We start from the raw sequence: 23,483 nt of genomic DNA on the forward strand, positions 1-23,483 counted from the left end.
TAGATGTTCAGTCAATGTTTTGAGTAGGGTAAGATGGGAAACGTATTGCACCAACTGGCATCCGCAGCCAGCATGCTGGCGGGTGCTGTGTCAGCGTACTTATGGTGGCGGTCTGCGGCTGTTAAAATTCCGGGGCAGAACACCGACCCAGCCCCTTCGTCCGGAGACATGATGCGGCTGTTTCCAGTTCTGCGAGAAGCTGCCGCTCTAAATTCCAGGGCAGCGCTATTCACCGCTGTGTCGGTGCTCTTCAACATCATGTCGCAGGTCGTATGAGTTTCAGATGTAATGCGCGGCTAATCGGTCCAGCCATATTTCGCTTTGGCCTATGCGGCGGATCGGGTGTCAAAGGGACATAACCATCCCGGCCCGATGCGAGAAACACAAGAGCAGTGCGCACAAAGTTGCTTGGCTTGAATTGCGCCGGTATGTAAATCGGGACAATGCAGTTCAGGCTCCTTTCGGCGATCATGGTGTTTCTAGGGTCATATCTGCCGCTTGCTGTAATCCTGTTTTCTCAGAACATCGATTATAGCGCCTGGCGTAATTCGTTCTGCTGGCCGCTTGACCCGGGCTGGTGTGAAATTCCGGTGCATGATGCCGGATATTCCATAGGTCTGCTATTGGTTACACTCGCTTGTTTTTGCCTAACTGTATTCTCGCTGGCGCTCATTCACCCGGCTCAAGAAATTAATGTCTGTGAGGCTGAGTATGTGCCCACGGACCTAATGAACTATACCCTCCCCTATGTCGTATCGTTCATGGGGATCAATTATCATGAGACCGACAAGTTCGTGGGCTTCTGTGTTTTCCTGGCTTGGATGTTCTGGATTACGCATAAGTCGGGGCAAGTTTTCCTCAACCCCATTCTGATCGCGCTCAACTGGCGGCTCTACAACATCACCTACAACTTTGCGGGCAGTTCCGACATATTCAAAGGCCGCGCTCTGGTGAAGGGGCATTTGGAGCTGGGACGCTATCGCCAATCATCGGTCCAAGACATTCAAATCATTAAGCCGTAGGGTTCACGATGCCAATTCCAGCAGCTCTCAGTGACTTCGATATCCAGAATGCCGCCCTGACGGTGTGGCTTTTCAAAAAGTCAGGGGGGATTGCTGGAGCCGCTCCAACCTATGCGGGACGCTGGATCACTACAGACGATGACCTCAATGCAACGTTGAAGGCTTCTGTAATCGAGGCTCGGAGCCGGATTGAGGAGGTACACGAATATGGACTTCTGGCGCAGAACAATGAGGCGAGTGCCCTCATCATTGATACCGTCGAAACTCACGCTGGCCTGATCGTTGCTCAGTCAGCGAATGCTGCGCCGCAAAAGAAGGTAAGCGCCGAAGCCCACATCACAAATACAAGCTTTTTCGTTGTCCGGCTTACCAATGGGGACAGCGTCCTGCATGCCGTGCGGCGGACTGATAGCTCGTGGCGAACGAAAAAGCGCAGAGCGTTGATCGATATGGTTTACAGGGACAATGCGTTAGAACTCGATCAGTCTCCCAGCTTTTCCCTGTCCAAAAATGTCGATTTCTTCATTGCCGATGACAAGATCGTTATACCGCACAAGGCAAATTTCGAGTCCGTTCTTCATTACAGGCAGGCTCACGCAGACGAATTCGCAACGATGCAGGCAGAAGAAGATTTTTCTCAGCTTTTCTCGGCTCTAGGACCGCTGGTGGACTACGTTGGCACCAACAAAATTCAACTGCGTCGCATGTGTTCTATAAGGCAGAAGGGGCATTATAGAGATGCAAACTTCATGCAAAAACTGCGACAGCATCATGCAGCGCACGGCCTGACCCTCACCTTTGATCCGAACGGATTAATCGTTCCTACGGCGGAAACTTGCCGCGATATTATCACTGCGCTGTTGGATCACCGCCTCGCTTCTGCATTTTCCGAAAACATCTATGATGTGCCAGACGCGACCCGGGTGACTTAGAAGATAGCGGGCTAAACTAAATTCTTACCTTTCACCGCGATGGGCGGAAAGTTCCGTAACGGAACTTTGAAGCTTCGCTGAAAGGGAAAACATGGCCAAAGCGCCTGTCGTCAAGATTAGCACGTCACCGCGCCCGCCGCTCAGCGCGGGCATGGAAGCTCAATTCGAAAACTGCAAAAAGCTTGCTGCCTCGGTGGATCGGGCCGACGAGGGATCGCGCAAGGCGCTGCGGACGGCGCTGGCGGAGCTTTATGCCTTTGGCGAGACGCTGCGAACATCGCCGGATGACCTGGAAGCATTCATCCGTGGCGAGGGACGGAAATGGAACAAGCCAACCCGCGACAATCCATATACGGCGCTGACGCACATTATCTTTCCCAAACGCGCCAAGAGCCGACTTTCGACTTATGCGAAAGCTTTGGGCGCGGCCCACAAGCTGGGCCATGACGCGAAGATTTTATCCGCGTATATTGGGCCTAAGGGCCCCGGCGTGGAGAAGCTCGCTCGCTTTGCTGCTCAAACGGAAAAGGATCAGCGCGCACGCGCGTTGCGCGACGCCTTGCCATCGACAAAGGCACGCCTGGCCACATGGCCGGATTTGCGCGACGATCCTGCATTTAAGGGTATAGACGGCTTTGCCGAGGTGCTGGTCCATGTTGATGCAATGGGCGCGTTCAAGATCATCGACGTGGTGGCAAAGGATCAGGCGATGAACAGCCGCCTTCTGCAATACGCCAGGCCGATGAGCGGACCATTTCATGCATTATCCGAGGCGATGCAATTCATCCGACTTGTTCCGTCGAAGAACAGCGCGCCCCGGATCGTCAGCCTTCATTCCAAAGACGGGCGGATTGAACTGCGCGCCCAGGGCCATGGTGGCGTCCTTACGGTCGCACACTTCTCAGCTATCGACGGATTGCCGGACGGGCAATGGATGCATTTCACGGATGGGAAGGCCGATCTTGTTGCCTTTGTTGCAGATGCCGACGACGATGCCACATTGTCCGCCACGGACATGATCGATGCGAATGGCCGTCCTGTCGTCGAGCTGGCGCTAACGGCGGGTAGCAGTGTCACGAAGATTGTAACCGACGCGCATGAAGCAATTGCGCCCAGCGTTAGGACGCTCAAGCCCGAGGACGACCTTGGCATAGCCTTCGCACTCAATCTCACTTCGTCAATGCGGCGGGACGTCCTCCATCTTGGGGAGACGTTGTTGAGCGCGGGGCGCAGGATCGGGCTTGGGGACGGCAGACAGCTAAGTGAAAAGCGCAATGCCAGGATCACTTTCGATGCCGATGGCGACAGTCTCAGCCTGGATCTTGTGACAGTGGGTGGCAAGGCGATTTCCTATAGCATCCCGTTCAATGTGGTCGATGGCGTCGCCTTCGAACCACTCACACTGCCCGCAGCTCCTTTCTTTCAAGCACTCAAGCTGTTTGACCAGTTCGCGGGCAACACAAATATATTCATCCGGGGCGGAAGCACGCTCGTCGAACTGGCGGCGGACGTGGACGGTGTCGATGTATCGCTGGTCATACCTAATTCGCTAGAATTGCAGCGCGATACAACGCCTTTCACCAGGCTCTTTGTTGAGGCCGAGAATTCGCGCCAGCTGGAGGCGGCCGAATGAGCGGCCCAATACCACCGACCATGCATTATCCCGATCATTTTGCGCGCTTTCTGCCTGCAATATCGAATATGTATGCCGATGAATTGGAATCCACCACTCGCCGTCGCGTACCGGTATCGTTGACCGATCTCGATTTTCTCAATCCGGCTAGCGGCCTCTTCCATATAGACGCCGCCCTGTTCAGCGCAGGGCAGGCGGCCAAAACGAACGCCATCGCCAGACAGACTAATTTCGTAACCAAGCGCGGATCAGGTTGCACGATGGTCGGTGACAGCGGGGGCTATCAAATTCAGACCGGTAAAATCACATGGGAGGGAGACAAGACACGCAAGCGGCTGCTCGAATGGATGGAAGCCCATTGCGACTGGTCAATGGTGCTGGACGTGCCCACGGGCAGTATCGGTACCAGATCCATTGCGCAACATCGCGAGCGCATTGAGCGGCAGGGCAAATATTTCGATCAACTGACCATCGGCGGCGTCGACTATACGCTGAACGATCTGCATCGAGAAAACGGGCTTGGTCCCGACTTCAACGCCTGCCTCTACCAGACGCTCTATAATAATGACTGGTTCGTCCAACACCGCAGGGCTGGCGCGACCAAGCTCATCAACGTCCTGCAAGGGCGCGACGAACGGGAAAGCAAGGAATGGTATAATCGGGTCAAACATTATCCGTTCGAAGGCTGGTCTTTCGCAGGTGCGGGCCGCTTGCAATATGACATCGTGCTGCGGCGGCTGATCGACATGCGCGACGATGATCTACTCGATCGCGACTGGTGCCACTTTCTTGGCGTTGGCGGCCTGGAGCATGGCTGCATCCTGACCTCAATTCAGCAGGCGGTCAGAACCGTCAATCCACGCTTCCGCGTGTCGTTCGACGTGTCCAGTCCTTTCCTTACGGCCGGTTACGGTTCCATACTCGTAAGCTGCACGCTCAGTCCAGCGCGCTGGTCAACCCAGCATGTGCGAATTTCCGACCCGGCGCACGTAGGTTCCACTCTTTTGCTGAACGAAGCGCTGGAGAAGGCTTGGAAAGCAAAGTTGTTCGAGGGTGACGTGCAAGGGGGGATTCTGGATGGAGGCCTGTTTGAAGGCATGGGCTGGCCCGAACCGCGCAAGTTCATCGGCAGCCAAATTGGTCAACGGGTAAAACTGGGGGACATCATGCTTCCGCCTACTGACAAGCCCGATCGGGCAAGTTGGGACACCACATCTTATCTGGTCGTCATGAACCACAATGTGGAAATTTTTCTGCGTACGATGCTAACCGGCTTGGACGCTTATGAAGTCGGGGACAGAATGCACGTTCCGGCGCGGCTGCTGGAACTCAAGGGATTGATCCCCGAGATATTCGCTTCCGATAGGCCAGACGAGTTGATCCGCACAAACCGGACCTTGCTCAACGGCTTGGCCTGATCGGCTCGTGTTGGATCAGCCCACTAGCCGTCGCGGCACAGGCCGTAATAAGAATGGCATGTGGAAGATGTGATGGATGTTGGGGTTATTTCGACGGTTCTTCTTACGAATATCTGGCACTATCATCTCCCCAATTTTTCAATGAAAATTCCCATCACATCCATCACATCTACCACAGCCAAAAAAACCCGCGCAGAACTGCGGATAACGACACAGCCAGGCCGTGGTGGACCCGCGAAAGACGCGGTGGATAGGCCCTATAATGTGACGGAATAACGATTAATATTGCGATCTGAAGGGCAGCGGCTGCATAATTAAATACGAAGCGCAGGCTGGTAGCTGTCGCTTCGGCAGCAGGCCTGCGCTCCTTGTCCAACGTGATGATAGCCGACCCGCTGCGTGTACCAGTCCGCGCAGCGGGCTTATCATTTACGAAGGAAAAAATATGAAAAAACAAGAAGGCGTGAAGCCTCAACTATCGCTCGTGCCCCACGAAATCCCGGCGGCCGAAATCTCCTATCCCGAACAGCTCATCGCCATCGTGAACAAGTTAGCGGCGCAAAAGGTCAGAGGCGACCGGATCAACATGGGCGAGGTGATAGCCCTGCTTGATCCCTTGGAGAACAATGCAATCGTTAGGGATTGGGTATCCGACAACGGCGTGATGCCAAAATCGCAGTTCGATAAGGCCATTGCCAAGGCAGCGCGCGACCTGCGCATCGAAGCCGCGTTGGGATTCCTACCGACAAGTGCGGCGGACTTCGTCCGATTATACACAGAACAGCACCGCATCGCGGTTTCACCGAGAGGCATAATCAAGCGCACACGTTCCTTTCGATGGGGTAACGCGGTGATTGACGATGACAATGCCATTCAGTGCGATCAAACCAGGCAAATCCATGAGCTGGCGAACGCCGATGGTAACGATATTGGTGACTTGGCCCGCGAACTGCGGATTGCGAACGATGACCTGCATCTTGGTTATAGGGACAGTTCCATCGGCGATGCTATCGCCGAATGGAAAAAGGAAATGGCTCGCATCCGCAAAGTCGAAGCGTTTATCGATATCGCGTATGAGAAGGGCCGCGCTACCGGACCTTGCGGTGAACAGATGTGGAAAGACATGGAAGCGGCCTGCTTCGATGTCGCGGCCACCTGCCCTGGCTTCGCTATCTCTGTCATTCGCAAGTTCATGTGGCAGGTGAAGCGGAAGGCGCACAATCTTCCCGTAACCAATCATCTAATGCCAGTCATTACAGGTGCGCAGGGGAAGGGCAAAACTCAGTTTGTCGAGCGCATGACCGCCCCGCTAGAAGACTTCAAGAGCGGCACCGATTTCGGGGTTATCACAGATAACAAGACCATTGATATTTGGAGTTCCTATATCCTGTTCCTGGACGAGATGGGTCTGCTGGCTAGGGCTGACGTATCCCATGTGAAGAATTTGATTACCCGAGAATATGCGCCGATCCGGTTGATGAAGCAAAATGACACCGCACAAGTACGCAACTGCGCAACCTTCATCGGATGCTCGAACAAGAGCCTGGGGCAGTTGGTGTATGACGACACCGGCGTGCGCCGCTTTGCAGAACTGCAATTCACTCCGAATCCGGACTACGACGCGATCAATGCCATCGATTGGATCATGCTGTGGAAAAGCGTTGATGAACGCGCATTCGATCCGATGGTCGCCATGAATATGATGCATCTGCTGCGCGCCCAGCAAGAGGAAAACCGCACCCAGCATCCAGTCGAAGTATGGGTCCGTCATTATGGACAGAATTATCGAAGCTGGACCAGCGCATCGACCCTTCATTCCGCTTACCGCGTGTGGGAAGCGGAAGCCTATCCCCGAGACCAGACAAGCCTGGGGGCGTTCGGGCGAGTGCTGACAAACATCCCCGTGGCAGCTCCCGACCTGAATGTGGAGAAGAAATCTGACCGAAACGGCGCACAGTATCGCATCCTGTGAGCCGGGCGACATAACAGGCGGTATGCCGTCTAAATCGACTATAGCCTGCCAAGACATCGTTCCGCCTGCGGAAAGGCGTCTTGGCAGGCTTGCTCTTCCGTCCAAAAGACACAATCGCAGCAGGGTCTTGAACCGCCCAAAGGAGGAGCCATGCTTGTCGGCTATGCCCGCGTATCGACCACCCACCAATCGCTCGACGTGCAGATGGAGCAGCTTGCTGCCCACGCCGCCGAGAAAATCTTTCAGGAGCAGGTCAGCGGTAAATCGGCATCGAACCGGCCGCAGCTACAGGCCGCACTCGATTTCTGCCGGGAGGGCGACACGTTCCTCGTAACCCGGCTCGACCGCTTCGCCCGGTCGGCGCAAGACCTACATAATATAGTATCGGCCCTGACGGCCAAGGGCGTGGGTTTCCGCTGTCTGCAACAAGGCGGCCTCGATACCACAACCAGCCACGGGAAGCTCATGCTGGGCATATTGGCCGCTGTCGCGGAATTTGAACTCGACATCAGGCAGGAGCGCCAGCGCGAAGGGATCGAGAAAGCCAAGGCGCGTGGCGTATATCAGGGCGGCAAGCAACGCTTCGACCCCGTGGTTGTTCAGAAGCTGCGCGACGATGGTATGAAACCCCGCGCAATTGCCCGTGAACTTAAATGCAGCCCGGCGACGGTTTATCGCTTGCTTGGGTGATTCGGGCGGCAGCGGCGAATAACATAGGCGAAGGCGCGCTTACCCAGGCCGGAGGCGCGGCGGTTTTGATCTGGTGTCAGATCGCTGTCCAATGCCATGTCCAGCAGCGTCAGAGCGAGGCGCAGGACCGCCCGAACATTGGGCTGGGCGCGAGAACAGCGCAGATAATCATAATAGCGCCGACTATGACCCATATGTTGGACCGAGAACTGAGCATGGGAGCTGGTCGCACCGACTGCTCGAAAAAATGTGTAGATGTCGTCCACGATCATAGCAAAAAATCCTCGAAATACGATTCTGCTCGTATTTATGGCTGCGCGGCCGCGCGATCCTTGATCGTGGCGGATGAATTATTTTCTATTATTTTTCTGATCGTTAAGGCCAATCTTCGGTCGCTCTCATGAACGACGACGTTACGGCTCGCCTTGTCCGAAACGAACAAGGAGATGCCGATGTCGATCCTCAAGTCCCTCAAGCTTACCGCTGCCAGCCCGGTCAATCCCGGCTCCTCGCAGCATGGTTTCCGGGCGAAGCTGCTGCGCTATCTGGAAGAGCAGAAGGCGCTGGCCGAAGCCGAGATCGCCGGAACGACCTTCAGCGCGACCAAGAAGGTCACGCGCACCAATATGGAGGGCGAGAAAATCCGGGTCGATGCCCCTCGCACCGTCCGAAAGGGCTGGTTCACCGACGCCAGCGGTAAGCTGTTCTTCCAGCTGCGCTACGGCAGCAAGCCGCTGGAATTCGCCAAGGGCATGAACGCGGTCGCTGTCGAAAATCTGGCGGAAATGCCCGGCATTATCGCATCGATCATCGAAGCGATCAACTCGGGCGAGCTCGATCCACAGCTGACCACCGCCATTGCGGAGCGCAAGGCCAACTTCAAGCCCAAGGCCAAGAAGGCAGGCGCGTGACCCAGGACGCCGAGAGGCGGGCGACTATTGCCCGCCTCAATGAACACTTCCGGTTCACGGTAATGACCATCATGCTGGCGGATGAATATTGATGCGACGTTACAATGTCAGCGACATAACGGAACAACATTACCGGACGCTTCGCCTACTGCTCCAACTCAACCTGGCTGAAGCGCACATTGTGGTTCGGAGCCAGCGCCCTTGGCCGCCTTCCATCTTATTTTCTTCCCAACAACGGGCAGCCGTAATCAGCGGGGATGCGATCAACTGAGATTTTCGTCCAGCGCGCCATGGAGCGCCACTAGAATGCCAGTTCAGTTTGCACCATCGCGCCTGCGCGTTCGTGCGGAGGATAGATAACGCTGACGATCAGCCACTGGTCCGGGAAACGGTGGATCGTACCCATCAAAAACATGAGGTCTTTACTGGGCAGACTTTGTTCGACCTTCTCGCGGAAGGGGCTCTCCCAAGCGTCGCCGTAACGCTGATGACAGTTCCAGTAGAGTGCGCCTATCTCCCAATCGGCAATTTTGTGGCGATAGTTCCGCATTTTTCCTTCAATTTCGCATTCATAGCGGTAGTGAAATGCAAAGGGCAGTTTGCGTAAAGTCCGAATGGCACCGGCATCTTTTTCGTCAAACAATCCGGCCTGCTGCTCGTGCTGCAAGAGCTTCTTGAGTTCCTCGTCCGTCCAATTTGGGTCATCAACGGGAGTGATATCAAGACCCAAAACGTTGGTTGGCCGTAGTAAGCCGAGCGTTATCCCCTCAGCCTCTCGCGCATAATCAAGTTCGCGAAAATCCGTGAACAGCTGGAGCTTGCTAAGCTCGCGCCGACGTGCATCCCAGGCATTGTTACTCGAAATTGGCGCGCCATCCACATTGATGGTGTCCACATAGATTTTATAGCTCTCAGGTCGCCGGTCGTCGTTCGCTTTGTAAATTTGAGCCGAAATCCACTGCCATTTCTTGAACTGCTGCTCATCTCGGATGAGCCGAAAAGGCACTGGAAAAAGTCTTATGAGCGCGCCATCGGTAGTCATACCCGCGACACAGGACGTCTCAGCATGCTTTCCGCTGGGCGACGGATAGGTCTTGCAGAGTATCAATATACGTTCGCGCCGTACACCCGCCAAACTATCGTCTCCTGCCGTTGCATATGCTCCAGCGGAAAATAACATTACAATGAAACGGCGGCCATACCTTTCAAGTTTGCGCTCATATGATTCCCCCGCTGATTTTCTTTGTTCACGCCCAAGTTGCGTACATCGAACTCGACGTATTTGCACATCTCAATCGCCACAATGGTACGATGGCATTCCTTCGGGCTCCGCTCGAAGCAAAGTAGCGCCGAACTTTGGCGGCTAGCCAGTTCAATTGCTTCCTTCAGAGCGCGCTGCCCCGTTTCTAACGCGAGATGCGCATTGTAGATTTTCGAGAATGCCTCATAGTCACCACGGCGCATGGCATCGCGTCCTGCTTTGGGATCGCCCAGCGGCTTAAAATGAGAATAGCTGATGCCTTGTTTTTCAAGCGCCGCGCAGAGTGCCCGTTTTGAGAACCCAGGCTTTCGGGACACCGGTACATCACGGATATCGATTACACGCTGGATACCACAATCCCGCAAAGTCTCCAAAAAGTGCGAGATTTCCGCGCCCTCATAGCCAATAGTATATAAATTTCGGCGCATTGTGTCTCCTTGGTTTGCTGCCCGATACAATAAAATCGAGTCTAGAGTGAGGCAGATTTGCCGGGTGGCGAAAGACGGGACTTGGCCTTCTGAGAAGGCCCAGGTGCAGCCAGGGCAATACAACGCTCGATAGCGAAGTGCCCGATCCTAATCGGATGGCTCGCGGCATCGAAACCGCCTTCATGTGCTCGCTTGCCCGCCCCTTCAGAGTGCAGTAGCTAACCATTCGGGGGAAAGATATGACTTTCGTTGATTTAGCAGTGGCTTATCAGGCAGCTGTGCATGCGGCAGCAACCGCATCGGTTGATGGCGAAGAAGAGGCGCAGCTTACTACTCCCGTTAGCAATTTATTTTCCGGGGTGGCGGCGGAAGCCGGGTTGGGCGCGCTTACATTGATCCGGGAGACACGTCTCGACAGGACTCGTCCTGATTTCGCTGCGGTACTTACGCAAGGCGGTACAAGCCGCCAGAAGGGTTTTGTGGAACTCAAAGCCCCTAACGTCTCCGTCGATGTTTCACAGTGGAGAGGACGCAACGCTACGCAATGGGAGCGGATGCGTTCTGAAGCTGAAATTTTAGTGATTTGTAATGGTATCGAGGCCCAACTCTATAGAGACGGCGAACCAATCGGAGACCCCGCCCGACTTCCTTACACTGAAGCTGCCACCTGGGATGAAACACCATTGGTTCGGCTGCTTGGACGTTTCTTCGAGCTTACTCCGACTCCAATAACCGATGTAGCTGCGCTTTCGCGTCGTCTCGCTGTACGTACCGCTGATCTCCGGGATCGCTTGCTCTGGCTTCTCGACCAACCTGGAGATGCCGGCACCCTCGCACAAGGCAGTCTGCGCGCCTGGCAGCAACACGTGTATGCCCATGCCAGTCCGAAAGACTTTGCTGACGGAATATCGCAAGTAATAGCTTACGGCATGGTGTTGGCGGTATTGACCGTGCCCACAGCCGATGCTGATCACGACGGCTTTATAACCGTGGGTGAAGCCCGAGCGGCAATTCGACAATCCAGCCCAGTTCTCGCTGCGGCGTTCGCTCCTTTGATCGATCGCGCGCCTTTGGCAGAGGCGGTGCGTGTCGAGCTGGGAGCGTTGGAAACGTTAATCAGTGCAGTCAATCCGGCTCGGGTAAATGCGAGCGGCGATCGGCGGGGCGATCCATGGCTGTACTTCTATGAAGATTTTCTCGCCACCTACGATCCAGTGGAACGCCGCCAGGCGGGAGTTTATTATACGCCGATCGCCATCGTTCAGGCGATGACCTCAATGACTGAAAGCCTGCTCATAGAACGTTTTGGTCGAAGGTTGGGTTTCGCTGATAATCAGGTTGTCACACTTGATCCCGCCACTGGCACCGGCACGTTCCCATTGACGGTAATCGACAGAGCGGTTCAACGCGCAATACTCGTCAGAGGCGCAGCCGGTGAAAGGCAGGCCGCGGCCGTTTTGGCCGAGAATCTGTATGCCTTTGAATTGCTACCTGGGCCGTACTCCGTAGCGCACCTGCGGCTCACGCAACGGTTGTCTCACCTTTCGGAGGGGCGCGTCGGCACTGCACGTGTAATCCTAACTGACACTCTCGAGTCACCCCTCACGGCAGGGGACCAATATGCCCTTTTCGGCGATGCGGAAACGCTGGCTGCGGAACAAGATCGTGCTCGCCAAATCAAACTGGCTCAACGCGTAACCGTCGTGATCGGAAATCCACCATATCGAAGAGTTGAACGTGCAGCGGAGGGGCGCGGTTCAGGAGGATGGATTATTGATGGGAGAGTTCCTGATCGAAACGATACAGGAAGTCTTTTTGATGATATTTACAATGTAGCGAACGAGAACACAAACTTTGCTCATATAGCTAACCTATACAACCTATATGTTTATTTCTGGCGCTGGAGTATTTGGAAGGCGTTTGAAGCCCATGGAGACGGGCCTGGAGTAGTGGCACTCATTACGGGGGCTAGTTGGCTAACGGGTCCTGGCTTTATGGGTTTAAGGCAACTTGTCCGCGAAATATGCGATGAAGTATGGGTTATTGACTTGGGAGGCGACAATCGTGGCGCTAATCCCGAGGAAAACGTATTCGCGATAGAAACGCCCGTCGCGATTGTAGTTTTGGTCAGGGACGGTGCAACCGACCGTACCCAGCCTGCCACTGTTAACTACCGAAGGATACGGGGGACTGCCGAGCAAAAGCTCGCGGCCATGAGGGTAATGGCTGAGCTTGGCACTCCCTTTCAAGGCGAATGGCTTGAAGGTCCTACCGGCTGGCGTGACCCGCTTGTTCCTTCCACGGGCGGAGCAGAATGGGCAGAAATACCTCTAATCACTCAAATTTTCCCTTGGCAGCAGCCTGGCTGTAAATTCGGTAGAACTTGGCCTATTGCTCCAACACCGCAGGTACTCGAACGTCGTTGGCAACGCTTCGCTTCGGCATCCCGTGAAGAAAAACCGCAGCTGTTCATGACTGCAAGCTCTGGCCGTACCGTCGAGACGAGGGTGTCGGGGCTTCAACCGTTGGCAACGGTAAACGTAGACACTCCTCATGAGCCAATTACCCGTTACGGTTATCGTAGCTTTGACCGTCAATGGGCATTCAATGACGCGAGAATGGCTAAAACCGAAAGCCCTTCCCTATGGCAAAGTGCATCAAATTCGCAGATTTATTTGGCGTCCTTACTTACCGGCCACATATCCAGCGGACCCAGCCTGACGGTCACTGCTCACGTACCGGACCTGCACTTTTTTCGCGGTAGCTATGGCGGCAAGGATATAATTCCGCTCTATCGAGATGCCGCCGCACGCGAGCCGAACATTACTGCCGGTTTTCGTCAAACGATCGCGAACCGATTGCTAATCGACCTCCCCTCGCCGGAAGAGGTTGCTGCCTATGTCTATGCTATTTTGAGTGCTAACGGTTATCAGCAACGATTTGAAGAAGAGCTTCGTACACCAGGATTACGTGTACCTCTTACTGCCGATCAAACGCTTTGGCATGAGTGCGTCGCAGCAGGCCGAGAGTTGCTATGGCTCCATACGTATGCTGAACGTTTTCAGAATCTTGAGGCCGACCGAGGTCAGCACGTTCCCTTCGTCGAGGGGGTCGGGTGGATTGAACCGGTTAACAACATCCCGGTCGACAGCTCTGCCATTCGGTATGATGAGGCGACCGAAATATTGAGGATAGGAGATGGCCAAATATCGGGCGTCAGACCCGCCGTTTGGGCATATCAAGTGAGTGGAATGCCCGTCATTTCGAAATGGCTGGGTTATCGCACAGCACGAGCACCAGGACGGGCAGCTTCATCCTCCACTCCTCTCGATCAAATCCGGCCCACAGAATGGCCGGACGAGTGGAATGACGAGTTGCTGGACTTGGTCCGGGTTCTCACAATAACATGTGATCGGCAGGAACAGCTAACCAATCTGCTCGAACGCGTCTGTGAAGGCCCACAGATATCTTCGGGAGACCTTCCTGTCCCTACACAGGAAGAGACTCAGCCTCCGGCTACCATCCGGGCACCTACATTTGATTTCGGTTAAACTCCCCTCCGGTGCGCCTCAGACGCCTCCTCGACTTGTGGACAAGTCAACGTAGCCCCACGTTGCTCCGATGCCCACAAGCCCTTCATAGAGCAAATAGAGGGGCTATGCGATCCAATCGGGGCGCAGGGCGTCCTTGAACTGCTCGACGCTGACCTGGCCATAAAATTTGTCGATCATGTCGGGGCTGGTGCCGGTGTTGCGCGCCAGCACGAATACATCGACGCCCGCGCGAAGCTGCTGGGATATGTAGAAATGCCGGAAGCTGTAGGCATCGCGCTTCTTACCGCGATGATCTTCCTTTAGCCCAGCCGCCTCCAACAGCGAATTCAGACTGTTGTTGAGTGAGGTCAGCCGCCGGCCATCCGGTGCCGCGAATATCGGGTCTTGATCTGTAGGCCACTTGCCATCGTGATTGGCTTCCCACATGCGCCAGAGCCGGTCGAACTCGCCCAAAGCAAATTCGAGCGGTATGAATTCGCGAGATTTGCCCTTCCCTCGCGCCCTGATCCGGATGTCCCGGTCGCCCAGACGTTTGTTGAAGCCTTCGCGATAACCGAGCAGATCACCCCAGTTGAGGTTTCGCAATTCGGTCGGCCGCATCCCGGTGCAGCAGGCGATGGTGATATAGGCATAGAGAATCGTCCGGTCGCGTCGGACTTCCTCGTTCACCTTCTTGTCCTCCATCCGCTTCAGGGCAAGCCTTTGCAGCTTGGTCATCTCCCCCGTCGAATAGCTGGGCCTGGGTGACGGTGGCACGCGCGGCGTATCAACGTCCGGTATCTGGCTCTGATTGATGTAGCCCCATTTCGCCGCCTGCCGGAAAAGTTGCCGCAACACGACAGCTTCGCCGCGCTGGCTGCTCAGGCTGGGGACGCGGCGCATTTCCGTTGCTGGCCGTCTCACCCGCTTCCCAGCCCGGATATATTCGATATGGGTTTGATCCTTGCCTGGGCCGCTCGTCCAATAGGATTTGCGCCATTCGTGATAACGGGTCACATCCGCGTCGGTGATCGCGTCGATGGGCTTCTTGTCGAAGAAGGGGATGAAGTAGCGTTCGACCAGCGGCCTGATTCGGTCGCCGCGATCATGCCGGACCTCGCCCCTCTCGGAGAGCCGATCCATATGATCGCAAAATTCCTCGGCCACCACCCGGAATGACCGCTGGACGGCGCGCAGGCCGTTCTCCTTCCGGTACTGCGCTTCGTGCCAGAGCTTTGCGGCCTGACGCCGTGCGTCGGCCTCGTCCGACGTTCCCAGCGATTTCCTGATCTGGCCTTCGCCCCGGATGCTGAACCGCACCCACCAGACCACGCTGCCTGGTCGTTGAAATATCGAATAAGGCTCTTTCCCGGCTGCCCGGCTCATTTCCATGCGTAACATGCCCCAAAATCATAGCACCGGCCGGTTTGCGGACTGTGCTGGCTGTGCTTGAAATGTGCTAGATCAGCCCCTCGCAGCATAAGCCGCAGAAGGTTAACGCCATGATATTGCTGAAAGGGTGAAAAGCCGCGTGCTAGCACTGTGCTAGCTTAGCCCCAGCCCGATCAAAGAGCGAGACTTTAGGTAAGCTACTGTTTTTATTAGGAAATAGTGGTGCCCGGGGACGGAGTCGAACCGCCGACACTGCGATTTTCAGTCGCATGCTCTACCAACTGAGCTACCCGGGCACGGGCGCCGGGGAGAACCACCGGCGACGTTGAGAGGCGTGCCTATAGGCATCAATCCAGGGGGTTGTCCACCCCATCATCGTCGCTTTTTTTCATCTCGTCGGCGGCGGGGGTTCCGGGGACCCGATAGCCTTCGCCCAGCCATTGCAAAAGGTCACGATCGCGACATGGCTTTCCGCAGAAAGGCCGCGTGTCCGGATGTGAAGCCTGGCCGCAGATCGGGCAGGAGGATGATTTAGGCGACATGGCCGGCCGATATGGCAAGCGCGGGGTCCGCCTTCAAGCTGACGGCCCCGCCACGGCGGCGAGCGAGTTGCTCCAGCCAGTCGGTGGCTTTGTAAAGGCGGTCGATGATGGCGGGCGCGGCGGTGATCGTCACCGGTCCGCCATTGCCCTCTCGCTCGGCACGGCGGAGCAATGCGAGGGAGGCGGTTTCGATCGGATCAGCCCGCAGCAACTCCATGAGGTTCATCCGCTCCCGGCGTCGGATGATCTGGACGAACCCGAAGCCGTTCACCGCAGTGCGTTCGAAAGGAAGGGGCAGATATTTGTCGATCTGCGCTGAGGCGACAGCGCGCTCATCCTTGTTGTTCATGGTGGGCAAATCGATGCCGATCGATCCGGTCAGGCCCATGCGGCGGATCGCCTGTGCGGCGAGCTTCGCACCTTTTGGACCGAGCTTGGCGGGCGGCAGCGATCCGTCCACGTCGATCAGGATCATGGCAGGCGTAGGGAAGATGCGGAGCGCCGCTTCCTCGGTGCCGATCTCGCCGGACATCGCCTCTTCCATGAGCTCGCTCCAGCCATGGGCTTCCAAGCGATCCTCCTCATGCGCGGGGCACGGGATGACCGGAATGCCGGTTGCACGCAGACGCTGCAGCAGGCTGGGGGCGGGATGCACCTTGGAGCCCGGCTGCGCGATGCGCGCCTTGGCGAGCTTGGAGCGGCCTTCCTCGGGAATGGCTTCGCGCAGAATTTCGAGGAGGACGGTCGCTCCCTCCGCAGTTTTTGGCGGGATGGGCTCGACCAGCACTTCCTCGCCCGAGATCAGGCGGGCGATGCCGCGCTTCTTGGGAATGATCGTCCGGACGAGCTTGCCCTGCATCACCGCGCCGGCGCGGGCGCCATCGCCCTCACGCTCGATCTCCGCTTCGACCAGACGGCCCTTTTCGATCAGCGCGGCGCGGGCCTCGCCAATCCCTTCTTCATAGAGCCATTCGGCCATCACTATATTCCTGCTGGTCGGGACCGCGGAGCCGGAAATGTACAATTCCCCTGGCCATCCCTCTAGTCCAATGGATAGCCCGCTGCCTTCAGCAGCGCGCGGGTTTCGTAAAGGGGCAGACCCATGATCGCGCTATGGCTGCCATGTATCGCGCGGATCAGCCCGGCGGCACGACCCTGGATCGCATAGCCCCCTGCCTTGCCATGCCATTCTTCGCTGACGATATAGGCGTCGATTTCGGCCTGCTCCAGACGCTTGAACGTCACGATGTTGGTCGAGAGGCGATGCCTTGCCCTCCCCTCGCCATCGATGAGCGTGATGGCGCTCAGCACACGGTGGCGGCGGCCGGAGAGCAACGAAAGACAGGCGCGCGCCTCATCCTCCGCCTCTGCCTTGGGCAAAATGCGGCGGCCTGCTGCGACCACCGTATCGCCCGAAAGCACGAGCGCGCCGGGATGGCGGGCAGCGACAAGCGCCGCTTTCTCAGCCGCCACGCGCGTAGCGTATGGGCCAGGAAGTTCGCCTTTCAACGGGGTTTCATCGACGTCGGCGGGGTCCACCATATCAGGACGCACGCCGATCTGACCCAGAAGTTCACACCGTCTAGGCGAAGCCGAAGCAAGGATGAGCCGCATCGAAAAAGCGGCTTATTTGAAGCGGTAAGTGATCCGACCCTTGGTCAGGTCGTAGGGGGTCAGTTCGACCAGCACTTCGTCGCCCACCAGCACACGGATGCGGTTTTTCCGCATCTTGCCAGCCGTGTGGCCAAGGATCTCGTGATCATTTTCAAGCCGGACGCGAAACATGGCGTTGGGGAGAAGCTCCACAACCTGTCCGCGCATTTCAAGCAGTTCTTCTTTTGCCATAATATCCTGGGGAAACCGAAAATCGGGCCGCCATAACGACAAAATGCGGAAAATGGAAGTCAGGCTGACGCGCCGAACGCATCACCCGCTGCGGAGAGGGCTGCAAAGATGTGATCCAGCTGATCCACATCAGTGCAATAGGGCGGCATCAGATAGATGCTGTTGCCCAATGGACGCAGCAAAATGCCCCGATCAAGGAAGAAGGTGCGCAGGCGTGGGGCAAGGTCGGACAGATAGCCTGCATCCTGCGCGATCAGGTCGATCGCGACGATCGTGCCAAGCTGCCGGGCGTTCGTGAAGGCAGGATGAAGCGCCAGCCTTCCGAGTCGCTGCGACATATTCTTTTCGAGCGCAGCAATGCGGCCGAGCACATCCTCCTCCCGCCAGATGGCGAGGTTGGCGGCCGCGGCGGCGCAGGAGATGGCGTTGGCCGTATAGCTGGACGAATGGTAGAAGAGCCGCGCCCGATCCTGCGACTTGTGCGCGTCAAAAATGCGCGCCGTGGCGAGCGTCGCCGCGAGCGGAACGGAGCCACCAGTGATTCCCTTTGCGACGGCCATGATGTCGGGCACGACGCCCGCCTGTTCGCAAGCAAAGATTGTTCCAGTGCGGCCCCATCCGGTCATCACTTCGTCAGCGATGAAAAGGACATCGTGCCGTGCGCAGATTTCCGCCATCTGCCGCAATATCTCCGGCGAGTAGATCAGCATCCCGCCCGCGCCCAACACCAGCGGTTCGACGATGAACGCCGCCGGATGCTCCTTGCAGGCGGCCTCCAGCGCGTCGAGCGTCTGCTGCTCGGCCCCTGGTGCCGGAAACGCTATGGTGCCGACATCGAACAGCAAAGGCGTCCATGCCGCATTATACACGCCGCGCTCGCCGACCGACATCGTGCCGATCGTGTCGCCATGATAGCCATGTTCGAGGACGAGGATGCGATGCCGGGGCGCGGACAGTCCGTCCAGCGCGCGATTGTGCCAGTAGCCGAGCGCCATCTTCAACGCGACCTCAACGGAGGTCGACCCGCTGTCGGAAAAGAAGACATGGGCGAGCGGATCGCGCCCTTCCGCGCGCGGCGCCAGTTCGATCAGGCCGCGTGCTACCTCTTCAGCGGGTTCATGCGTGTAACTGGCAAAGATGAGCTGGTCGAGCTGCCCGGCCTGCTGCGCAATCGCCTGAGCGATGCGGGGATGACAGTGGCCGTGCGTCGTCACCCACCAACTGGAAATGGCGTCGATCAACGTGCCTCCATCTACCAGATGTAATGACGCGCCGTCGGCACGCACGACATGCGGGATGGTTTCGTTGAGGCCGTGCTGGGTGAAGGGGTGCCATATAGGGGAGGTCATGGCGAGACGCTTAGAATAGCCAAAGCGTCAGGCCAAGCTCCCTCCCCCGAAACATGCCGTTACCGATTACTTGGCTGGATTAGCCGGAGTAGCGGGCGAAGCTGGCGTAGCGGGGCTGGCCGGAGCAGCCGGTGCTGCTGGAGCGGCCGCCTGGATACGCTGCTGCAATGCCGGGTCGGCAGCTGCGGCCTGGCCGATTTCATTGAACTTTTCAGGCGCAATGCCCGATGCCTGCAGCGCGGCGAGCATCTTGGGCTGCTTTTCCGCGTCGGCAATGCTGGTGTCGGACTGAATCTTGGTCACTTCGACCGCTGCTGCAGCAAACAGCTTGATGTCGGCATCGCTATATTTGCCTGCTGCAGCCGAAGGTGCTGCCGGAGTGGCTGGGGTCGCGGGCGTCGCCGGAGCGGCCGCGCCCTGAGCCAGAACGGGTGCCGCTGCCAACAGAGCCACCGATGCCATAGCCGTCTTCAAAACCAGTGATGAACGAAAACCCGTCAACATGCTTCTCCTTGCAATTTGATGGCTTAAAGCTGTGGAAGAGCGCACAAGGTTTAAAGAGTGTTCCGGCGAAACGTGAGATTTGAGGGGTGACGGTCGGGCGCCGTTCAACTCATCCCCCGCATCGTCACGGCTCGCCGCAGCCGGAACGTTGCCTGTCCTCATTTTTTCACCAGATTCTCACGCGCTCCTGTGGAGCAAGATAGAGCTTGCTGCCGGGCGCAGGCTTGAAGGCGGCGTACCATTGATCGAAGTTCCGCACCGTGTCCGCCCGATATTGCGAGGGCGAATGCGGGTCGGTGACGAGCCGCTGGCGCAAGTTCGGTTCGCGATAATTGCGCCGCCATACCTGTGCCCAACTCAGGAAGAAGCGTTGATCCCCGGTGGTGCCATCGATCACCGGCGCAGGCTTGCCGCCGAGCGAGGCATGATAGGCGTCGAGCGCCACAGCGACGCCTGCGAGATCCCCGATATTCTCACCCAGCGTGAAATCCCCCTTCACATGCGCTCCGGGAAAGGGTTCATAGGCGTCATATTGCTTCACCAGCTTGCCGGTCAGCTGTTTGAAGGCCGCGACATCGGCATCGCTCCACCACTGGTTGAGCTTGCCGCTTTCATCATATTTGGCGCCTTGGTCGTCGAAATGATGGCTGAGTTCATGGCCGATCACCGCTCCGATGCCGCCATAATTCACTGCCGGATCCGCATGGGCATCGAAGAAGGGCGGCTGGAGGATCGCGGCCGGGAAGACGATTTCCACCATGGAGAAGTCTGCATAAGCGTTGATCTCCATCGGCGTCATCTGCCATTCCCAACGGTAAATGGGCTTGCCTAGCTTGCCCATCTGATAATCGAATTCGTATTGGTTCGACCGCAGCGCATTGCCGAACAGATCGCCCGCCCCCATGTCGAGCCCACCATAATCCCGCCATTTGTCGGGGTGGCCGATCTTTGGCGTGAAGGCCGCCAGCTTCTTGTGCGCCCTCTCCTTCGCGCCATCGCTCATCCAGCTGAGGCCATCGATGCGGCGACCCATGGCGGCGATCACATTCTTGACGAGTTGATCCATCGCCGCCTTGGTTTCCGGCGGAAAATAGCGGGCGACATAGATTTTGCCGACTTCCTCGCCCATCGCATCCTTGACGAAGCCGACCGCGCGCTTCCACCGTTCTTCGCGCTGAGGCGTGCCCGACAAGGTGGTGCCGTAGAAAGCGAAGTCCGCGTCGGCAATGCGATCGGGCAGGTAAGTGGCATAGCTATGGAGGCTACGCAGCAGAAGGGCGTCCTTGAGCACTTCGACCGGGGTTCGCCCGATCAGTGCTGCTTCGCCGGTGATCGCCGTGGGCTGCGCGACAATCAGCGCCTCTGGTTTCAGTCCGTTGGCGGCGAAATAGGCGGCGAAGTCGAAACCGGGCGCGGCCTCCTGCAATTCGGCAAGGGTCATCCGGTTATAGGTCTTGTCCGCGTCCCTGCTGTCGATCTGGGTCCAGTGCAGCTTGGCGACTTCCGTTTCGAACGACATCAGGGCGGCAGCGCGGGCCTTTGCGTTGCTCGCGCCCGCCAGCGTCAGCATCTGTTCCAGATGCGCGGCATAGGCGGTCCGGATGGCCGCCATCTTCTGGTCGGGCTGGAGATAAAAGTCACGGTCGGGTAGACCCAGACCCGACTGGCGCAGGTTCAGGATATAAGTGTCAGGCGCCTTGTCATCCTGCCCCACATAGAAGGTGAAGGGCCCTGCTATGCCGGCCCGGGCAGCCTCCGCCGCCAAGCGGGCGTAACCAGCCTTGTCCTTCACCGCCTCGATCTTCGCGAACCAGGGCTTGATGGGCGTCAGCCCTTTCGCTTCCACGGTCGGCGCGTCGAGATAACTGGCATAGGCGATGCCGATCCGGCTGGCGGGGTCTTTCCTCGCCTCCTCCAATATGCCCCGGGTGCGCTCTCGCGACAGGTCATCAAGCACGTTGAACGCGCCATAATTGGATTTGTCTGCGGGGATCGGCGTGGCCTTGGCCCAGCCGCCATTGGCGTGAAGGTAGAAATCATCGCCCGGCTTGACGGACGGGTCCATGCCCTTGCTGTCGAAGCCGTAGCTGCCATAGGTCGGCTTGGCCGGTGGCGCCTGATCCGCCTGCGCGGCGTTGGCGGCGAGCAGGAGAACGCCAACAGCGGCGCTCATCAGAAGATTTTTCATCGAAGCATCCCTTGCTTGATCCGATCATGGCAGTTGACCCGGCGCAGCGTGACAAGTCCATGTCAATTATCGAAAATCACGCAAAAGCGGCTGCCGCCCGGTTCAGGGCAGGCGGATATTCTCGGCAAAAGCAGCCTTCAGGCTGATAGCATCCAGCGGGTCCAGGCGGGGGAGACGGCCGAGGCTGGGCACCTTGGCAAGCTGCGGGATGATCCGCTCATTCTCCTCATGTGGATCGCCGATGAAGGCAATGCCTGCCAGCGGCACGCCCCGGCTGCGCAGCGCCTCGATGCTGAGCAGGCTGTGATTGATGGTGCCAAGCGCGGTGCGCGCGCAAAGAATCACCGGCAGCTGCCAATATGCAAAGAGATCGGCCATCAGCAGCGTTTCGCTGACCGGCACCAGCACGCCGCCTGCACCTTCCACAACCAGCGGCCCTTCCACTTGTAGCAGGGTGAGCTTGTCGAGACACACTTCCACCCCGTCGATACGCGCCGCCAGATGAGGCGAAGCGGGCGTCCTGAGCCGGTAGGCCTCGGGAAGGATATGGGTTTTGGGAATGCCGCCGAGCCGGGCGACCGTTTCCTTGTCGCCTTCTGGATCGACCCCGGCCTGAACCGGCTTCCAATAATATGCGCCAAGTGCGCCCGCCAAGCCTGCGGCGAAGACCGTCTTGCCGATATCCGTGTCCGTTCCGGTGACCAGGAAGCGCGTCATCCCAAGACCCTCTGCAATTCTTCACCAAGCGCCGCCACATCGGCTCGGCCGACATTCAATGTCAGGGAAATGCGCAGGCGGCTGGTGCCCGGCGGGACGGTAGGTGGCCGAATGCCGCGCACGTCGAAGCCTGCCTCCTGAAGCGCGGCGGCGGCAGCCATGGCGCGCCGGTCCTCGCCGAGCAGGATCGGCACGATCTGGCTACGTGGCGCAGGCAGGCCCAAGGGTGCGCAGATCACTTCGGCGGCATCGATGCACAGCGTCTTCAGCCGCGCGCGCAGGTCGTCCGCCTGCTCGATCCGATCGAGTGCGGCCGAAGCCGCCACCGCCATCAGAGGCGAGGGCGCGGTGGAGAAAATGAAGGCTCGTGCGCGGTTGATCAAATAGTCAATGATGATCTGCGGCCCGCAAATCAGTGCGCCTTCCACGCCCATGGCTTTGCCGCAGGTATGGAGCGTCACGACATTGTGCAGCCCGTCGAACCCGGCGGACAAGCCCCGGCCGCTCGGGCCGGACACGCCCGTGCCATGCGCTTCGTCGAGGATCAGCATCGCGTCATGCTGCGCCGCCAGTTTGGCAAGATCAGCGAGCGGAGCCGTATCGCCGTCCATCGAATAAAGCGTTTCGACCGCTATCCAGATGCGGCCCTTGCCGCCTTCCACCCGCCAGGCGGTGATCAGGTCGGCGAAGCTCTGCACATCATTATGCCGGGCAAAGACAGTGGCGGCCTTGGACAGGCGAATGCCGTCGTGAACGCTGGCATGGATCAGTTCATCCGCAACGATCAGGTCACCCCGCTGCGGCAATGTCGAAAACAGCGCGCTATTGGCTGCGAAGCCATTGGCGAGGAACAAGGCTGCCTGCGTGCGGAAGAAGGCCGCAGCCTTCGCCTCCAGCCCCTCATGCTCGGGCGCGTTGCCGCGCAGCAGGCGGGAGCCACCCGATCCCACGGGCACGCCCCGCGCCACAGCATCCGCCACCGCCTGGCCGATCATCGGATCGGACGCCAAGCCCAAATAGTCGTTGGAGGCGAAATCGCGCCCGGCGCGCGGCACCAGGCGGCGCAGGCGGCCGCGACTTTCAAGAGCCGCCAGTTGCGAGCGGAAGGGTTCGCTTGTCATGGCGGGCCCTATAGGCCCGCGACAG

Annotated in this window: 21 protein-coding genes and 1 tRNA gene; 8 read left to right on the top strand and 14 right to left on the bottom strand. The window is 57.9% G+C overall.

From position 1 onward, the window contains the following. Nucleotides 1–443: 443 nt before the first annotated feature. From MU848_RS02090 to MU848_RS02115, 6 genes are all read left to right on the top strand, one after another. On the top strand, nucleotides 444–1,022 hold the full coding sequence (locus tag MU848_RS02090) for a hypothetical protein (protein WP_247229912.1): 579 nt from the start codon (nucleotides 444–446) through the stop codon (nucleotides 1,020–1,022). Nucleotides 1,023–1,030: 8 nt separating this feature from the next. Next, nucleotides 1,031–1,954, top strand: coding sequence for a Kiwa anti-phage protein KwaB-like domain-containing protein (locus tag MU848_RS02095; protein ID WP_247229914.1), 924 nt, complete (start codon nucleotides 1,031–1,033; stop codon nucleotides 1,952–1,954). Between the two features lie 91 nt (nucleotides 1,955–2,045). Beyond that, entirely contained in the window at nucleotides 2,046–3,587 is a 1,542-nt protein-coding gene (locus tag MU848_RS02100) for a hypothetical protein (RefSeq protein WP_247229916.1), read from the top strand. Then, nucleotides 3,584–5,005, top strand: coding sequence for a hypothetical protein (locus MU848_RS02105; protein WP_247229918.1), 1,422 nt, complete (start codon nucleotides 3,584–3,586; stop codon nucleotides 5,003–5,005). Before MU848_RS02100 ends, MU848_RS02105 begins: the two co-directional genes overlap by 4 nt. Nucleotides 5,006–5,450: 445 nt before the next feature. Next, on the top strand, nucleotides 5,451–6,977 hold the full coding sequence (locus MU848_RS02110; RefSeq protein ID WP_247229919.1) for a virulence-associated E family protein: 1,527 nt from the start codon (nucleotides 5,451–5,453) through the stop codon (nucleotides 6,975–6,977). Nucleotides 6,978–7,127: 150 nt separating this feature from the next. Next, a complete protein-coding gene (locus MU848_RS02115; RefSeq protein WP_247229921.1) occupies nucleotides 7,128–7,667 on the top strand; it encodes a recombinase family protein in 540 nt (179 codons plus the stop codon). On the opposite strand, the gene MU848_RS19110 is transcribed toward MU848_RS02115, so the two are convergent. Continuing rightward, on the bottom strand, nucleotides 7,649–7,939 hold the full coding sequence (locus tag MU848_RS19110; RefSeq protein ID WP_380800030.1) for a DUF6626 family protein: 291 nt from the start codon (nucleotides 7,937–7,939) through the stop codon (nucleotides 7,649–7,651). The two genes, MU848_RS02115 and MU848_RS19110, sit on opposite strands and share 19 nt — an antisense overlap. A gap of 180 nt (nucleotides 7,940–8,119) precedes the next feature. Between MU848_RS19110 and MU848_RS02125 the strand changes: the two genes are divergently transcribed. Further along, a complete protein-coding gene (locus MU848_RS02125) occupies nucleotides 8,120–8,578 on the top strand; it encodes a hypothetical protein (RefSeq protein WP_247229925.1) in 459 nt (152 codons plus the stop codon). A gap of 301 nt (nucleotides 8,579–8,879) precedes the next feature. On the opposite strand, the gene MU848_RS02130 is transcribed toward MU848_RS02125, so the two are convergent. Beyond that, a complete protein-coding gene (locus tag MU848_RS02130) occupies nucleotides 8,880–9,713 on the bottom strand; it encodes a hypothetical protein (protein ID WP_247229927.1) in 834 nt (277 codons plus the stop codon). Nucleotides 9,714–9,757: 44 nt separating this feature from the next. Beyond that, the gene (locus tag MU848_RS02135) at nucleotides 9,758–10,267 is read right to left on the bottom strand and encodes a DUF488 domain-containing protein (RefSeq protein ID WP_247229929.1); all 510 of its coding nucleotides are present in this window, start codon (nucleotides 10,265–10,267) and stop codon (nucleotides 9,758–9,760) included. 239 nt (nucleotides 10,268–10,506) lie between these two features. Here MU848_RS02135 and MU848_RS02140 point away from each other — a divergent pair, with 239 nt between their 5' ends. After that, complete coding sequence (locus MU848_RS02140) at nucleotides 10,507–13,818, top strand: type ISP restriction/modification enzyme (protein ID WP_247229931.1); 3,312 nt, start codon at nucleotides 10,507–10,509, stop codon at nucleotides 13,816–13,818. 105 nt (nucleotides 13,819–13,923) lie between these two features. Here the strand turns inward: MU848_RS02140 and MU848_RS02145 are convergent, their stop codons facing one another. The 11 genes from MU848_RS02145 to MU848_RS02195 all read right to left on the bottom strand — a co-directional run bounded on the left by MU848_RS02145 (nucleotide 13,924) and on the right by MU848_RS02195 (nucleotide 23,458). Then, a complete protein-coding gene (locus MU848_RS02145; RefSeq protein ID WP_247229933.1) occupies nucleotides 13,924–15,186 on the bottom strand; it encodes a tyrosine-type recombinase/integrase in 1,263 nt (420 codons plus the stop codon). A 226-nt stretch (nucleotides 15,187–15,412) separates the two neighbouring features. After that, nucleotides 15,413–15,488 (bottom strand) — tRNA-Phe (locus MU848_RS02150). A 51-nt stretch (nucleotides 15,489–15,539) separates the two neighbouring features. After that, nucleotides 15,540–15,734, bottom strand: a complete 195-nt coding sequence (locus MU848_RS02155) for a DNA gyrase inhibitor YacG (RefSeq protein WP_097092527.1) — start codon at nucleotides 15,732–15,734, stop codon at nucleotides 15,540–15,542. Then, nucleotides 15,724–16,713 carry a ribonuclease gene (locus tag MU848_RS02160; protein ID WP_097092528.1) on the bottom strand — a complete coding sequence of 330 codons (990 nt, stop codon included), beginning with the start codon at nucleotides 16,711–16,713 and terminating at the stop codon, nucleotides 15,724–15,726. The genes MU848_RS02155 and MU848_RS02160 overlap by 11 nt, the downstream gene beginning before the upstream one ends. Nucleotides 16,714–16,775: 62 nt before the next feature. Next, nucleotides 16,776–17,348: a Maf family protein gene (locus MU848_RS02165; RefSeq protein ID WP_247229935.1), complete on the bottom strand. Its 573-nt coding sequence runs from the start codon at nucleotides 17,346–17,348 to the stop codon at nucleotides 16,776–16,778. A gap of 12 nt (nucleotides 17,349–17,360) precedes the next feature. Further along, nucleotides 17,361–17,579, bottom strand: coding sequence for a translation initiation factor IF-1 (gene infA, locus MU848_RS02170; protein WP_003049127.1), 219 nt, complete (start codon nucleotides 17,577–17,579; stop codon nucleotides 17,361–17,363). A gap of 59 nt (nucleotides 17,580–17,638) precedes the next feature. After that, a complete protein-coding gene (locus MU848_RS02175; protein ID WP_097092530.1) occupies nucleotides 17,639–18,928 on the bottom strand; it encodes an adenosylmethionine--8-amino-7-oxononanoate transaminase in 1,290 nt (429 codons plus the stop codon). 66 nt (nucleotides 18,929–18,994) lie between these two features. Further along, nucleotides 18,995–19,429, bottom strand: coding sequence for a DUF4168 domain-containing protein (locus MU848_RS02180; RefSeq protein WP_097092926.1), 435 nt, complete (start codon nucleotides 19,427–19,429; stop codon nucleotides 18,995–18,997). 169 nt (nucleotides 19,430–19,598) lie between these two features. Further along, the gene (locus MU848_RS02185; RefSeq protein ID WP_247229937.1) at nucleotides 19,599–21,620 is read right to left on the bottom strand and encodes a M13 family metallopeptidase; all 2,022 of its coding nucleotides are present in this window, start codon (nucleotides 21,618–21,620) and stop codon (nucleotides 19,599–19,601) included. A 102-nt stretch (nucleotides 21,621–21,722) separates the two neighbouring features. Next, nucleotides 21,723–22,337 (bottom strand): dethiobiotin synthase, encoded by a 615-nt coding sequence (bioD, locus tag MU848_RS02190; RefSeq protein ID WP_247229939.1) that lies wholly within the window; start codon nucleotides 22,335–22,337, stop codon nucleotides 21,723–21,725. After that, nucleotides 22,334–23,458 carry an 8-amino-7-oxononanoate synthase gene (locus MU848_RS02195; protein ID WP_247229941.1) on the bottom strand — a complete coding sequence of 375 codons (1,125 nt, stop codon included), beginning with the start codon at nucleotides 23,456–23,458 and terminating at the stop codon, nucleotides 22,334–22,336. The genes bioD and MU848_RS02195 overlap by 4 nt, the downstream gene beginning before the upstream one ends. Nucleotides 23,459–23,483 lie beyond the last annotated feature (25 nt).

Source organism: Sphingobium agri (assembly GCF_023051225.1).
Taxonomy (GTDB): domain Bacteria; phylum Pseudomonadota; class Alphaproteobacteria; order Sphingomonadales; family Sphingomonadaceae; genus Sphingobium; species Sphingobium agri.

What these genes read in the sequence shown, in the direction of transcription:
- MU848_RS02090 (WP_247229912.1), top strand. Translation starts at nt 444, where the DNA reads ATGCAGTTCAGGCTCCTTTCGGCGATCATGGTGTTTCTAGGGTCATAT.
- MU848_RS02095 (WP_247229914.1), top strand. Translation starts at nt 1,031, where the DNA reads ATGCCAATTCCAGCAGCTCTCAGTGACTTCGATATCCAGAATGCCGCC.
- MU848_RS02100 (WP_247229916.1), top strand. Translation starts at nt 2,046, where the DNA reads ATGGCCAAAGCGCCTGTCGTCAAGATTAGCACGTCACCGCGCCCGCCG.
- MU848_RS02105 (WP_247229918.1), top strand. Translation starts at nt 3,584, where the DNA reads ATGAGCGGCCCAATACCACCGACCATGCATTATCCCGATCATTTTGCG.
- MU848_RS02110 (WP_247229919.1), top strand. Translation starts at nt 5,451, where the DNA reads ATGAAAAAACAAGAAGGCGTGAAGCCTCAACTATCGCTCGTGCCCCAC.
- MU848_RS02115 (WP_247229921.1), top strand. Translation starts at nt 7,128, where the DNA reads ATGCTTGTCGGCTATGCCCGCGTATCGACCACCCACCAATCGCTCGAC.
- MU848_RS19110 (WP_380800030.1), bottom strand. Translation starts at nt 7,939, where the DNA reads ATGATCGTGGACGACATCTACACATTTTTTCGAGCAGTCGGTGCGACC.
- MU848_RS02125 (WP_247229925.1), top strand. Translation starts at nt 8,120, where the DNA reads ATGTCGATCCTCAAGTCCCTCAAGCTTACCGCTGCCAGCCCGGTCAAT.
- MU848_RS02135 (WP_247229929.1), bottom strand. Translation starts at nt 10,267, where the DNA reads ATGCGCCGAAATTTATATACTATTGGCTATGAGGGCGCGGAAATCTCG.
- MU848_RS02140 (WP_247229931.1), top strand. Translation starts at nt 10,507, where the DNA reads ATGACTTTCGTTGATTTAGCAGTGGCTTATCAGGCAGCTGTGCATGCG.
- MU848_RS02145 (WP_247229933.1), bottom strand. Translation starts at nt 15,186, where the DNA reads ATGAGCCGGGCAGCCGGGAAAGAGCCTTATTCGATATTTCAACGACCA.
- MU848_RS02155 (WP_097092527.1), bottom strand. Translation starts at nt 15,734, where the DNA reads ATGTCGCCTAAATCATCCTCCTGCCCGATCTGCGGCCAGGCTTCACAT.
- MU848_RS02160 (WP_097092528.1), bottom strand. Translation starts at nt 16,713, where the DNA reads ATGGCCGAATGGCTCTATGAAGAAGGGATTGGCGAGGCCCGCGCCGCG.
- MU848_RS02165 (WP_247229935.1), bottom strand. Translation starts at nt 17,348, where the DNA reads ATGCGGCTCATCCTTGCTTCGGCTTCGCCTAGACGGTGTGAACTTCTG.
- infA (WP_003049127.1), bottom strand. Translation starts at nt 17,579, where the DNA reads ATGGCAAAAGAAGAACTGCTTGAAATGCGCGGACAGGTTGTGGAGCTT.
- MU848_RS02175 (WP_097092530.1), bottom strand. Translation starts at nt 18,928, where the DNA reads ATGACCTCCCCTATATGGCACCCCTTCACCCAGCACGGCCTCAACGAA.
- MU848_RS02185 (WP_247229937.1), bottom strand. Translation starts at nt 21,620, where the DNA reads ATGAAAAATCTTCTGATGAGCGCCGCTGTTGGCGTTCTCCTGCTCGCC.
- bioD (WP_247229939.1), bottom strand. Translation starts at nt 22,337, where the DNA reads ATGACGCGCTTCCTGGTCACCGGAACGGACACGGATATCGGCAAGACG.
- MU848_RS02195 (WP_247229941.1), bottom strand. Translation starts at nt 23,458, where the DNA reads ATGACAAGCGAACCCTTCCGCTCGCAACTGGCGGCTCTTGAAAGTCGC.